This is a genomic window from Nocardia arthritidis, from assembly GCF_011801145.1.
Classification (GTDB): domain Bacteria; phylum Actinomycetota; class Actinomycetes; order Mycobacteriales; family Mycobacteriaceae; genus Nocardia; species Nocardia arthritidis_A.
This window is the reverse complement of sequence record NZ_CP046172.1, coordinates 8,356,824-8,369,268: the sequence shown is the minus strand read 5'-3', so window position 1 is coordinate 8,369,268 and position 12,445 is coordinate 8,356,824. Positions and strand designations below refer to the sequence as shown.

Here is a 12,445-nt window from a genome sequence, read left to right as displayed (position 1 = left end):
TCGGCCCAAGATGTTTTCGAATGTCATTCGATAATGTCGAATCTCATTCGTAGAATACGTTGGTGTTGCTTAGGTCACAAGTCCTCGGGAAGGAGGCCGCGTGATCCAGTCGGTGGATCGGGCGGTGCGGATCCTGTTCGCGCTGCAGGGCGCGCGGCGCATGACGCTGTCGGAATTGGCCGCCGAACTCGGGCTGCCCGCGACGACGGTGCACGGCATCGTCCGGACGTTGGCCGCGCACGGTGTGGTGGTCCAGGAACGCGGCGGCGGGCGCTATCAGCTCGGGCCTGCGGTGCTGCGGCTCGGCAATGTCTACCTGGACACGCTCGACCTGCGTGCCCGATCACTCACCTGGGCACACGAATTGGCGCGCCGCACCGGTCTCGCCGTGCGGGTCGGCGTGCTGTTCGGTGACGACGTGGTGATCATCCACCACGAGCCGCGCCAGGACGGCAGCCGCCAGATGCCCGAGCTCGGCATCGAAATACCCGCGCACGCAAGCGCTTTGGGCAAAGCGGTGCTGGCCTTTCACCCGCCTGCCGCCCCGGGCCCGCTGCGCAGCATGACGGGGGAGACGATCATCGCGTCCGAGGTGCTCGCCGAATGTCTCACCGCGGTACGGGAATCCGGCCTCGCCTACGAGCGGGACGAAGCGGTCCTCGGCGAATCCTCCATCGCGGGAGCGATATTCGATCGCACCGGCACGGCCGTCGGCGCGGTCGGCGTTGTGCTGCCGACAGCCGACTGGCCCGCCGCCCCCGATATCGTCGACGCGGTGCGCGCCACCGCGCGGACCATCTCCCGCGAACTCGGCTCGGCCAAGTGGCCGGTGCTGCCGTAGCGACGTCAACGGCCCGCCCCCGATCGGGGACGGGCCGTTGTGCCGCAAGCGAACTCAGCTGTAGATCTTGGCGACCTCGTCGGCGTACTTCTTCATGACCACCGCGCGCTTGAGCGACATCTTCGGCGTCAGCTCACCGGTCTCCTGCGTCCAATCGACCGGCAGGATGCGGATCTTCTTGATCGCCTCGGCATGCGAAACCTTCTTGTTCGCCTCGGCGACCGCGGCATTGATCTCCGCGACCAGCGCCGGGTTCTCGATCACCTGCTCGATGGGGGTATCGGCCGCGACGTTGTTGCGTTCCTTCCAGCCGGGCAGCGCCTCCGGGTCGAGGGTGATGAGCGCGGCGATGAACGGCTCCCCGTCGCCGACCACCATGACCTGGCTGATCAGCGGGGCGGTGCGCAGATCGTCCTCCAGCATGCCGGGGGAGACGTTCTTACCGCCCGCGGTGACGATGATCTCCTTTTTGCGGCCGGTGATGGTGATGAAGCCCTCGTCATCGATGGCGCCCAAATCGCCGGTCTTGAACCAGCCGTCGACGAACGCGTCCTCGGTGGCCTCCGCATTGCCCCAGTAGCCGTTGAACACCACCGGGCCGCGCAGCAGCAGCTCGCCGTCCTCGGCGACCGCGGCGGCGTGACCGGGCAGCGGGCGGCCGACGGTGCCGACCCGAATGTGCTTGGGGGTGTTCACCGAGAACGCGGCGGTGCTCTCGGTCAGGCCGTAGCCCTCGTAGATGGTGACGCCCGCGCCGCGGAAGAAGTGACCCAGCCGCGCGCCGAGCGGCCCACCGCCGGACACCGCGGACAGGCAGCGCCCGCCCAGCGCCTCACGCAGCTTGCCGAAGACCAACCGGTCGAACAGCGCGTGCTTGAGCTTGAGCACCAGGCCGGGACCGCCGGACTGCAGCGCCTCGCTGTAGGCGACGGCGGTGTCGGCCGCCGCGTCGAAGATCTTGCCCTTGCCGCCGTCGTGCGCCTTCTGCTTCGCGGCGTTGAAGACCTTCTCGAATACCCGGGGCACCGAGAGGATGAAGTCCGGCTTGTACGCGCCGAACTGCTCGACCAGCGTCGACCAGTCGGCGCTGTGCGCGACGGTGACACCGGCGTCGAAGGCGGCGAGCGCGACGGCGCGGGCGAAGACGTGCGCCAGCGGCAGGAACAGCAGCGACTTGTTGCCGGGCCGCAGGAATTCCGACATGGCCGAGCGGTCCGCGGCCGATTCCGCGTACATGTTGGCGTGCGAGAGCATCACGCCCTTCGGACGGCCGGTGGTGCCCGAGGTGTAGATGAGGGTGGCGGGCGATGCCGCCTTCACCTGGGCGCGGCGGTCGTGCACGACCTGGTCGTCGAGGTCGGCGCCGCGGGCGGTCAGGTCCGCGATGGCGCCCTTCTCCAGCAGGAGCGTCTCGCGCAGCGCGGGCAGGTCGCCCTCGATCTCGGAGATGGTGGCGCGGTGCTTGGCGTTCTCGACGATCAGCAGTTTGGTCGCGGAGTCCTGCAGGATCCACTTGGCCTGCTCGGCCGATGAGCTGTCGTAGATCGCGACGGTGCAGCCGCCCGCGGCCCAGATGGCGAAGTCCAGCACGACCCACTCGTACTGGGTGGGCGCCAGGATGGCGACCCGGTCACCGAGCTCGATCCCGGCCGCGATGAAACCCTTGGCCACACCGGTGACCGTTGCCGCGAACTCCTTGGCGGTGATATCGGTCCAGCCGCCCTTGCCGTCGGGCTTGTTGAACACGACCAGCCCCGGGGTCTGCTCGGCGTGCCGGAAGGCACCGTCGGACATGTTGGCGTCTTCGGGGATGGTGTAAGAAGCCGGAACTTCGAACTCTCGCATCGGTGCGGTGCCCTTCCACGTATGGTTTACCCATCAGTAATCTACGACACCTATCACCGGGCCGCCTGGTCGGACCTCCTGTTCACGGGGTGGACGGCGTCCCGGAGGAATTCGGCGAGCTCGCTCAGCGCCGCCGCGGCCCCGGTCACCAGCGCCGCCTGGATCTGCGCGACATGCCACAGGCCGCGGCTCTCGGTGAAGGTCACGGGAACTCCGGCCGCCCGCAGCGCCGCGACGAAGGTGACGCACTGGCCGTGCAGCAGCTCGCTGACGTCCACCTGCACATACGTCGGTGGGAGTCCGGCCAGCCTGCCGTGCAGCGGCGCGTAACCCGCTGCGGTGCTGGGATTTTCGCCGAGGTAGGCGGCGGCGCAGGCCCGTGACCAGCCCTTGTTGATCACCAGATCGCGCTCACCCGACGGGATTTCGTTCGGGTCGGTCCACGGCGCGATCAAGCCGAGCGCGGCCGGCGTTTGATCGTGCTCGGCGATCAGGCGCTGCGCGGTGGCCAGCGACAACCCGCCGCCCGCCGAATCACCGGCGATGGCAATGCGTTCCGGTGGATAGCCGATGGCGACGAGTTCGGCGAAGGCCGCCTCGGCATCGTCCAGCGCGGCCGGGAACGGATGCTCCGGGGCCAGTCGATAGTCGAGAGCGTATACGGCGCAATCGGTTTCGCGCGCCAACCGGGCGGTCATCGAGCGGTGCGTCAGTGGTGAACCCACCGCATATCCGCCGCCGTGCAGGTAGAGGATCGCGGCGTCCGGGATGCCGGACCCCGCGGTGAGCCGTTCGGCGGGTCTGCCGCCGAGCCGGAGCTTGTGCACGACGGTCCCGCTCGGCACGGGCTGTGCGCGCGAACTCAATTCGAGCAGCAGGCGCTGCGTCCGCCACGGGAGCCGCTTGTTCAGCGTCACCCCGTAGATCGGACGCAGCACCGCCTTGGCGACCGGCAAAGGAAGGGCGATGTCGCGCATGGGTTTTCTTTCGATCGATTACCGAGGTAAGAAACCCCGGGTGGTGAAGGCGACGAGCCGGTGATACCCGGCCCCGGTGGTGCGCACGAGCGCGTCGAGCAGCCGGGCCTCCCAGCCGATCAGCACCCGGCCGTGCCCCTTGCGGACGCCCTCGGTGATGGTCTCGGCCGCCATCTCGGGGGTGTGGATCGCCAGATACTTGTCGAAAAGCGCTGCCGCGCTTCGCTGATCGACGCCCTCGACCACCGTGGAGTTGCGCGCGACCGCGGTCTTGATACCGCCCGGATGCACACAGGTGACCTTCACCGGCGCCTTCTCGACCAGCATCTCCTGGCGCAGCGCCTCGGTGAAGCCGCGCACCGCGAACTTCGCCGCGTTGTACGCGGACTGACCCGGAATGGCGATGATCCCGAACAAGCTGGACACGTTCACCACATGCCCGGCGCCGGATTCCACCAGGTACGGCAGAAAAGCCTTGGTGCCGTTGACGACTCCCCAGAAGTCGACGTCCATGATCCGCTCGACGTCCTTGAACGAGGACTTCATCACGTCGCCGTAGTGGGCGATACCGGCGTTGTTGTAGATCTGGTGCACAACGCCGAAATGCTTTTTGACCTCGTCCGCGTAGAGCAGCACGGCCTCACGTTCAGCAACATTGAGCCGATCGGATTTCACCTCGGCGCCGAACTTTTCGCAGCGCCGCACGGTTTCGGCGAGGCCCTCCGTATCGATATCCGAGAGCGCCAGTTTGGCGCCGCGGCGGGCAAGATTCTCGGCCAGCGCGCGACCGATGCCGGACCCGGCACCGGTGATCACACAGACTTTGCCCCTGAAGTAAGCGTCCTTGCTCACTGTGCTGCCACCACTTTCAAATCGGGTCGAGACGCGACGGTGGTCGTGTCATAGGCGGTCACGTCGAATTTCTTGGTCAGCCTACGGAATTCGAAGGTGAAATCCGGCCAGAGCGTCGTGTTGTTGCCGTGCTTGTCGAGGTACCAGCTGGAGCAGCCGCCGTTCATCCAGACGCTGTTGGCCATTTTGCGCCGCAGGTCCCGGTTGTAGGTGTCCTGCACCTCGCGGCGTACCTCCACCGTGCACAGGCCCATCCGGTCGACGGTGGCCAGCGCGTCGGCGATGTAGTTGATCTGCGACTCGATCATGTAGATCATCGAGGTGTGGCCGAGGCCCACATTCGGGCCGAGCAGGAAGAACATATTCGGGAAGTTGTTGATCGCCGAACCCTTGTAACCCTGCTGGCCGATTTCGTCGAAAACCTCGGCCAGGGTGCGGCCGTCGCGCCCGGAGATGGTGTTGTACGTCGGCGAATCGGTGACATGGAAGCCGGTGGCCACGATCAGCGCGTCGATATCGCGTTCGGTGCCGTCCTTGGTGACCACCGAGTGGGCGCGGATCTCGCGGATGCCGTCGGTGACCACGTCGACATTGTCGCGGCTCAGCGCCGGGTAGTAGTCGTTGGAGATCAGCATCCGCTTGCAGCCGATGCGGAAGTTCGGGGTGACCTTCGCGCGCAATTCCGGATCGTGGATCTCGGCGCGCAATTTCGCCTTGGCGACCAGTTCGAAGGCCTGCATCAGCGGCGGGAATTTCGCGAGGCCCACCACCTGGGTTTCCCTTATCGCGTAGATCGCCGCGCGCGAAAGTCGTTGCACGCCGGGCAGATACTTGAACGCGAGCCGCTCGGGCAGCAGGTACGGGCGGTCCATGCGCGGCAGCAGCCATGGCGCCGTCCGCTGGTAGACGTCCAGGTGGGCGACCTTCGGCGCGATGGACGGGACGATCTGAATGGCCGACGCGCCGGTGCCGATGATGGCGACCCGCTTGCCGGTCAGGTCGGCGTCGTGATTCCAGCGCGCCGAGTGGCAGATCTGGCCCTCGAAGGCGTTGATGCCCTTGATATCCGGGAGCGCGGGCTCGCACAGCGCGCCGACCGCGGAGATAACTGTTTCGGCGGTGAAGCTGCCCTGGCTGGATTCGATCTCCCAGTGCGCGGCGGCATCGTTCCAGCGCGCCGCGGTGACGTCGCAGTCGAAGATGTGCTTGTCCAGCACCCGGTGGCGCTTGGCGACACCGCGGATGTACTCCTGGATCTCGCCCTGCTTGGAGAACGAGCGTGACCAGTTCGGGTTCAACGCGAACGAGTACGAGTACAGATGTGAGGGCACATCGCACGCCGCACCCGGGTAGGTATTGTCGCGCCACGTGCCGCCGACCTCGCTGCCGCGCTCCAGCACCAGGAAGTCGGTGCGGCCCTGCTGAGCCAGTCGGATGGCCAGACCCAAACCCGCGAAACCGCTGCCGATGATGATCGTCTTGGCATGACGGGTCGGGCGGTTGCCGACAGCATTGTCTGTAACCTTGCGACTCATGTACCCGAGGGTACGGGCTTATTGAGCAGTGGTCAACAGTATTGACTCGTGTTCAGTAAGCTTGTCGGCATGAGTGGGCGTGGTGCTGGAGAAAACGGCAGACGGGTTCGGTTGAGCCCGGAAGAACGCCGGCTGCAGCTGATCACCCTCGGCGTCGAAATGCTCGGCGATCGCGCGCTGGAAGACATCTCTATCAGCGAAATCGCCGAACAGGCAGGTATCTCCCGCGGGCTGCTGTTCCACTACTTCCCGACCAAACAGGATTTCCAGCTCGCCATCGTCCAGCACGCCAACGGGCAGCTGCTGGAACGGATCGCGCCGGACCGGAGCCTGCCGATACCGGAGATGCTGCGCGACTCCATCGCCCGCTACGTCGACTACGTCGGCGAGAACCGCGCCCCGTACACGGCGCTGCTGCGCGGACCGGCCAGCACCAGTCCCGAACTGCTCGGCTTGGTGGATCAGACCCGCGACACCATCATCGGCATCATCCTCACCGAGGCGCCCGTATCCGCCTCCGCCGACCAGCCCCGCCTGAAGCTGGCCATGCGCGGCTGGATCGCCTTCGTCGAGGAAACCACGCTCACCTGGCTCCGCAGTGAGCCGATTCCCCGCGCCTCGCTGATCGACCTGCTGGTCGAATCCCTACTGGCCCTTGCTCTTTCGTTGAATCCGGAGCTGGCTGCCGCATTGCGGGGGTGAGGTTCGGCGTCGCACCTCTCGTGTCAACCCCACACCCCGTACACGGGGTGCGTGGACAGGGGACGGGGTGCGGCGTCGTATCAGCAGCATAGTGTCGGCTGCCATGCGCCCAGTCGCAATGTGGTGCGGGAGATTTCGGCCGCAGCTCGGATTCGGGCGAGAAGCGGTTCCGGCTGAGCGAGATCGGACCAGGTCCAACGCACCACGAACCAACCGAGCGCGCGGAGCGCGTCTTCGCGACGTTTCTCGTCGACCACCACCTGCTCGGCGGTTATGTCTCCGCGTAACTCCTTGTGGTACTTGACCATTCCATCGAATTCACCGACGATCCCGAGGTCGGGCCAGAGAAAATCGACCCGCGCGATGGGGCCTTCGTCCGGATTGATGATCCACGCCTGAGATTCGGGCATCGGTAAGCCGGAATAGCGCAGAGCGACACGGCTTCTCGACTCCCCGACACTTTCCGCGCGACCGTCGAGAAAGCTCAGCACCCGCCTGGCCGCCGGCGCACCGACTCGATGGCTGGCTCGTTCGAGCTGAACCATCAGCTCGTCCCGAGTGGTCTTACCCGCTTGTAGCGCTGAATCACCCACCACGACAGCCTGTTCGAACGGTTCAGTGCGGGCGATGTCGATCACGGTACGGGCGACCGAGGTCGCTCGGATGCCACCGATCTCCACGTACTCGTCCGGTGCGATCCGCCCGGTGTGCACCACCATCTGACGCCGGACCCGCCCGCCGGAGTCACGATTCCGGGTGACGTGAACGCGGCTCATCGATATCGACCAAACCGTGAGTTCGTGTGCCACGGCAGCCGAGATATGGGAGGCGAACGCATCCGAACTCGCTTCTGCCATCGCGGCATGGACAGCAACCAGATGTCGCTGAATGCGATCCAACCCTTGTGCACGCGCCGCATCGATGTAATGACCGCGCCGCACCCGCTGCCAGCTCCTTCCGCGCAGCTCGTAATCAGTGAATCCGCTCGCGAGCGCAGCCCGCCGAGAAACTGGTATCGGAATGTCCACCTCCAGATCGTCACTGGTCACCGCCCCTCAATCCACCCCACCATCGCCAAATGTGCATAACTCGGCCCCTGTGCACAACTACTGAACAGCCGTCCAGCTCCCCGCTCCTCGTGCTCCCATCCCCTCGTCTCCAAGCCAAACACCCCGTACGTCGTGTGCACGGTTCGAAGACAGGGTGCGGGAACACGTAGTCGGCCACGATGAATTCGCTCGGTGCGCGGCGTCTGCACTGGTACAGGAACTCTCGGAGGAGGAAATGATGTTGCCCGAACCGATCTCGGCCCGCGATCTCAATATCTACGGTGATGCGGAGCTTCCGTGGAGCCGCGTAGTGAAGGCCATCGAGGCGGGTGTCGGCCTGCCCGAGACGCCGCAATTCCTCGGCACGGTCGGTGCGGGCGGGCGGCCGCATTCGGCGGGTATCGGGGTCGCCCTGCATGGTGCGCACCTGTATTTCACCAGTGGTCCCGGCACTCGCAAGTCGCGTGATCTGGCCGCGAACCCGCAGTGCACCTTGTCATTCCGCTTCCCGGACGTAGACCTCGTCCTCGAGGGCGAAGCGCATCGCACCGTCGACCCCGACGAACTCGACCAGGTCACCGCGACCTACCGCCGCCTCGGCTGGCCCGCCGAACGCGCCGGCGACGCCATCACCGCCCCCTACAGCGCCCCAAGCGCAGGCCCCGCCCCCTGGCACCTCTACCGCTTCACCCCACAAACCGCCGCCGCCCTCGCCCTCACCGAACCCCACGGCGCCACCCACTGGCGCTTCGGATAGCGGCGCACACAAACGAAAACGCCGGGTCGAATCGCGTTCCAGCAGAACGGATTCGGCCCGGCGTCAGGGGTTGTGCGACTAGGCGGTCGGTTCGAAGGCCTCGTCGATGATTTCCTGCTGCTCCACCGCGTGCACCTTGCCGGAGCCCGAGGAGGGGGCCGACATGGCGCGGCGGGAGATGCGGCGCAGTTTGGTGAAGCGGTCCGGGAGGATTTCCGGGAGGTTGAGGCCGAAGAAGGGCCAGGCGCCCTGGTTGGCCGGTTCCTCCTGGACCCAGGCGATATCGGTGGCGTTCGGGTAGCCGGCCAGCGCCTCGTTCAACCGGAACTTCGGCAGCGGGTACAGCTGCTCGATGCGCACGATCGCGACATCCTCACGCTTCTGCTTCGCCTTCTCGGCGGCCAGCTCGTAGTACAGCTTGCCGCTGGTGAGCAGGATGCGCTTGACCTTGTTGCGGTCGCCGATGCCCTGTTCGTAGGCGGGCTCGTCGAACACCGAACGGAACTTCGACTCGGTGAAATCCTTCAGATCCGAGACGACGGCCTTGTTGCGCAGCATCGACTTCGGGGTGAAGACGATGAGCGGACGGCGGATACCGTCCAGCGCATGCCTGCGCAGCAGGTGGAAGTAGTTCGCCGGAGTGGACGGCACCGCGACCGTCATCGAACCCTCGGCACACAGCTGCAGGAATCGCTCGATGCGGCCGGAGGTGTGGTCCGGGCCCTGACCCTCGTGACCGTGCGGCAGCAGCAGCACGACCTCGGAGAGCTGACCCCACTTGGCCTCACCGGAGGAGATGAACTCGTCGATGATGGACTGCGCGCCGTTGACGAAGTCACCGAACTGCGCCTCCCACAACACGAGTGCGTCCGGGTTGCCGAGTGAGTAGCCGTATTCGAAACCGACGGCGGCGTATTCGCTCAGCGCCGAATCGTGCACCGCGAACCAACCCGGGTTCGCGCTGCCGATGTTGTGCAGCGGGGTGTATTCCTCGGCGGTCTTGCGGTCGATGATCACCGCGTGCCGCTGGGTGAACGTGCCGCGCCGCGAGTCCTGACCGGTCAGGCGCACCGCGCGACCCTCGTCGATCAGGGTGCCGAAGGCGAGCAGTTCGGCGAAGGCCCAGTCGACCTTGCCCTCGTACGCCATCTCGCGCCGCTTCTCCAGCACTGGCTTGACGCGCGGATGCACGTTGAAGCCGTCCGGCACATTGAGGAAGGCGTCGCCGATGCGCTGCAGCACCGCCTTGTCGACGGCGGTGACGACGGTCGCCGGGACCTGCTGGTCGTCCTCGACCGATTCGCTCGGCTCCGGCGGGTACTTCTCCAGCTCGCGAACCTCGTTGAACACCCGCTCCAGCTGGCCCTGGTAGTCGCGCAGCGCGTCCTCGGCCTCCTTGAGCGAGATGTCACCACGACCGATCAGGCTCTCGGTGTACGCCTTGCGGACCGAGCGCTTGGTGTCGATGACGTCGTACATGTACGGCTGGGTCATCGACGGGTCGTCGCCCTCGTTGTGACCGCGGCGGCGGTAGCAGATCATGTCGATGACGACGTCCTTGCGGAACTTCTGCCGGAAGTCGACCGCGATGCGGGCGACCCAGTCGCACGCCTCCGGGTCGTCGCCGTTGACGTGGAAGATCGGCGCGCCGATGAACTTGGCGATATCCGTCGAGTATTCGGTGGAGCGGCTGTTCTCCGGCGAGGTGGTGAAGCCGATCTGGTTGTTCACCACGATGTGGATGGTGCCGCCGACCCGGTAGCCGCGCAGACCCGACATGTTCAGCGTCTCGGCGACAACGCCCTGACCCGCGAACGCGGCATCGCCGTGCAGCATCAGCGGCATGACCGAGAAGCCCTCGGGGCCGTCACCCTTGTCGAGCAGATCCTGCTTGGCGCGGACGAGACCCTCGAGCACCGGGTCGACCGCCTCGAGGTGCGACGGGTTCGCGGTGAGCGAGACCTCGATCTCGTTGTCGCCGAACATCTGCAGGTAGGTGCCGTGCGCGCCGAGGTGGTACTTCACGTCGCCGGAGCCGTGGGTGGCCGCCGGGTTCATATTGCCCTCGAACTCGGTGAAGATCTTCGAGTAGGGCTTGCCGACGATATTGGCCAGCACGTTCAGGCGGCCGCGGTGCGGCATGCCGATGATGACCTCGTCGAGCCGGTGCTCGGCCGACTGGTCGATGACCGCGTCCATCATCGGGATGACGGCCTCGGCGCCCTCCAGCGAGAAGCGCTTCTGCCCGACGTACTTGGTCTGCAGGAAGGTTTCGAAGGCCTCCGCCGCGTTCAGCCGGTTCAGAATGTATTTCTGTTGCGCGACAGTCGGTTTGGCGTGCTTCTGCTCCACCCGCTCCTGAATCCACTGCAGCTGCTCGGGATCGAGGATGTGCGTGTACTCGACACCGACGTGGCGGCAGTACGCGTCGCGCAGGATGGACAGCACATCGCGCAGCTTCATCCGCTCCTGGCCGTGGAAGCCCGCGACGTTGAATTCGCGGTCCAGATCCCACAGGGTCAGGCCGTGCTGGGTGACGTCCAGATCCGGGTGGCTGCGGAACTTGTCCTTCACCAACCGCAGCGGATCGGTGTCGGCCATCAGGTGGCCGCGGTTGCGGTAGGACGCGATGAGTTCGAGCACCCGCGAGCTCTTGTCGACGCCGCGCTCGCGAATGTCCTTGCGCCAGCGGACCGGTTCGTAGGGCACGCCGAGGCCGTGGAAGATCTCGTCGTAGAACTCGTCGGCGATGAGCAGCTGGTGGATGGTGCGCAGGAAATCACCGGACTCCGCACCCTGGATGATGCGGTGGTCGTAGGTGGAGGTGAGCGTCATCAGCTTGCCGACACCGATTTCGGCGATGCGCTCGTCGCTCATGCCCTGGAATTCGGCCGGGTACTCCATCGCGCCCGCGCCGACGATGCAACCCTGGCCCGACATCAGCCGCGGCACCGAGTGCACGGTGCCGATGGTGCCCGGGTTGGTGAGCGAGATGGTGACGCCGGAGAAGTCCTCGATGGTGAGCTTGCCGTCGCGGGCGCGGCGGACGACGTCCTCGTAGGCGGTGTGGAACTGCCCGAAGGTCATTGTCTCGCAACCCTTGATGGCCGCGACGGCCAGCGACCGGCTGCCGTCCTTGGCCTGCAGATCGATCGCGAGACCCAGGTTCGTGTGCGCCGGGGTGATCGCGTTCGGCTTGCCGTCGATCTCCTGGAAGTGCCGGTTCATATTCGGGAACTTCTTGACCGCCTGCACGATCGCGTAGCCGAGCAGGTGGGTGAAGGAGATCTTGCCGCCGCGGGTGCGGGCCAGGTGATTGTTGATGACCAGGCGGTTGTCGATCATCAGCTTCGCCGGGATGGCGCGCACGGAGGTGGCGGTCGGGATGGCGAGCGAGGCGGACATGTTCTTGACCACCGCGGCGGCCTGGCCGCGCAGCACCTTCGCCTCGTCGGCGGCCTCGGTCTTGGGCGCGCCGGAGGTCGGCGCCGCGTTCGAGGTCGGCGCGGGCGTGGTCTGCGGGGTACGCGCGGTGGGTGTCGCAGTCGGTGCCGGGGCGGGCGCGGGAGCCGGGGCGGCTACTGCCGAGGGGGCAGCTGCCGGAGCGGGGGCCGCGGGCGCGGGAGCCGGTGCCGGGGTGGCCACCTGCGCGGGTGCGGCGGGAGCGGTCTGGCTGTTACCAGAATCACTCGTCGCTTCAGGGGTGTAGTCGGCCAGAAACTCGTGCCAGCTTTCGTCGACCGAAGATGGATCCTGTTTGAACTTCTGATACATCTCGTCGACTAGCCACTGGTTCTGTCCGAACTGGGAAGTTGAGCTGCTCACAGCAGGTGTTCGCCTCATTTCGTTCTTCGCGCTGCGACGTTTGTGACGTGCCCGGCACGGGG

Annotated in this window: 9 protein-coding genes; 3 read left to right on the top strand and 6 right to left on the bottom strand. The window is 66.1% G+C overall.

The genetic code is table 11. The features are described from left to right. The first annotated feature begins 100 nt into the window (after nt 1–100). Nucleotides 101–841: an IclR family transcriptional regulator gene (locus tag F5544_RS37815; protein WP_167477597.1), complete on the top strand. Its 741-nt coding sequence runs from the start codon at nt 101–103 to the stop codon at nt 839–841. 54 nt (nt 842–895) lie between these two features. Here the strand turns inward: F5544_RS37815 and F5544_RS37810 are convergent, their stop codons facing one another. The 4 genes from F5544_RS37810 to F5544_RS37795 are packed head-to-tail and all read right to left on the bottom strand — an operon-like array spanning nt 896 to nt 6,050. Next, complete coding sequence (locus F5544_RS37810; protein ID WP_167477596.1) at nt 896–2,686, bottom strand: AMP-dependent synthetase/ligase; 1,791 nt, start codon at nt 2,684–2,686, stop codon at nt 896–898. A 53-nt stretch (nt 2,687–2,739) separates the two neighbouring features. Further along, complete coding sequence (locus F5544_RS37805; RefSeq protein ID WP_167477595.1) at nt 2,740–3,663, bottom strand: alpha/beta hydrolase; 924 nt, start codon at nt 3,661–3,663, stop codon at nt 2,740–2,742. Nucleotides 3,664–3,681: 18 nt separating this feature from the next. After that, nucleotides 3,682–4,515: an SDR family NAD(P)-dependent oxidoreductase gene (locus tag F5544_RS37800; RefSeq protein ID WP_167477594.1), complete on the bottom strand. Its 834-nt coding sequence runs from the start codon at nt 4,513–4,515 to the stop codon at nt 3,682–3,684. Continuing rightward, nucleotides 4,512–6,050: a flavin-containing monooxygenase gene (locus F5544_RS37795; protein WP_167477593.1), complete on the bottom strand. Its 1,539-nt coding sequence runs from the start codon at nt 6,048–6,050 to the stop codon at nt 4,512–4,514. The genes F5544_RS37800 and F5544_RS37795 overlap by 4 nt, the downstream gene beginning before the upstream one ends. A gap of 69 nt (nt 6,051–6,119) precedes the next feature. Between F5544_RS37795 and F5544_RS37790 the strand changes: the two genes are divergently transcribed. Next, on the top strand, nt 6,120–6,752 hold the full coding sequence (locus F5544_RS37790) for a TetR/AcrR family transcriptional regulator (RefSeq protein WP_167477592.1): 633 nt from the start codon (nt 6,120–6,122) through the stop codon (nt 6,750–6,752). Nucleotides 6,753–6,832: 80 nt separating this feature from the next. On the opposite strand, the gene F5544_RS37785 is transcribed toward F5544_RS37790, so the two are convergent. Next, a complete protein-coding gene (locus F5544_RS37785; RefSeq protein WP_167477591.1) occupies nt 6,833–7,390 on the bottom strand; it encodes a hypothetical protein in 558 nt (185 codons plus the stop codon). Between the two features lie 649 nt (nt 7,391–8,039). Between F5544_RS37785 and F5544_RS37780 the strand changes: the two genes are divergently transcribed. After that, nucleotides 8,040–8,558, top strand: coding sequence for a pyridoxamine 5'-phosphate oxidase family protein (locus F5544_RS37780; protein ID WP_167479755.1), 519 nt, complete (start codon nt 8,040–8,042; stop codon nt 8,556–8,558). Between the two features lie 78 nt (nt 8,559–8,636). Here F5544_RS37780 and F5544_RS37775 read toward each other — a convergent pair whose 3' ends face one another. Continuing rightward, nucleotides 8,637–12,401, bottom strand: a complete 3,765-nt coding sequence (locus F5544_RS37775; RefSeq protein WP_167477590.1) for a multifunctional oxoglutarate decarboxylase/oxoglutarate dehydrogenase thiamine pyrophosphate-binding subunit/dihydrolipoyllysine-residue succinyltransferase subunit — start codon at nt 12,399–12,401, stop codon at nt 8,637–8,639. Nucleotides 12,402–12,445: the final 44 nt, after the last annotated feature.

Bases quoted from the DNA above. Each gene is read 5' to 3' on its own strand.
- F5544_RS37810 (WP_167477596.1), bottom strand. From the start codon at position 2,686: ATGCGAGAGTTCGAAGTTCCGGCTTCTTACACCATCCCCGAAGACGCC.
- F5544_RS37805 (WP_167477595.1), bottom strand. From the start codon at position 3,663: ATGCGCGACATCGCCCTTCCTTTGCCGGTCGCCAAGGCGGTGCTGCGT.
- F5544_RS37795 (WP_167477593.1), bottom strand. From the start codon at position 6,050: ATGAGTCGCAAGGTTACAGACAATGCTGTCGGCAACCGCCCGACCCGT.
- F5544_RS37790 (WP_167477592.1), top strand. From the start codon at position 6,120: ATGAGTGGGCGTGGTGCTGGAGAAAACGGCAGACGGGTTCGGTTGAGC.
- F5544_RS37780 (WP_167479755.1), top strand. From the start codon at position 8,040: ATGTTGCCCGAACCGATCTCGGCCCGCGATCTCAATATCTACGGTGAT.
- F5544_RS37775 (WP_167477590.1), bottom strand. From the start codon at position 12,401: ATGAGGCGAACACCTGCTGTGAGCAGCTCAACTTCCCAGTTCGGACAG.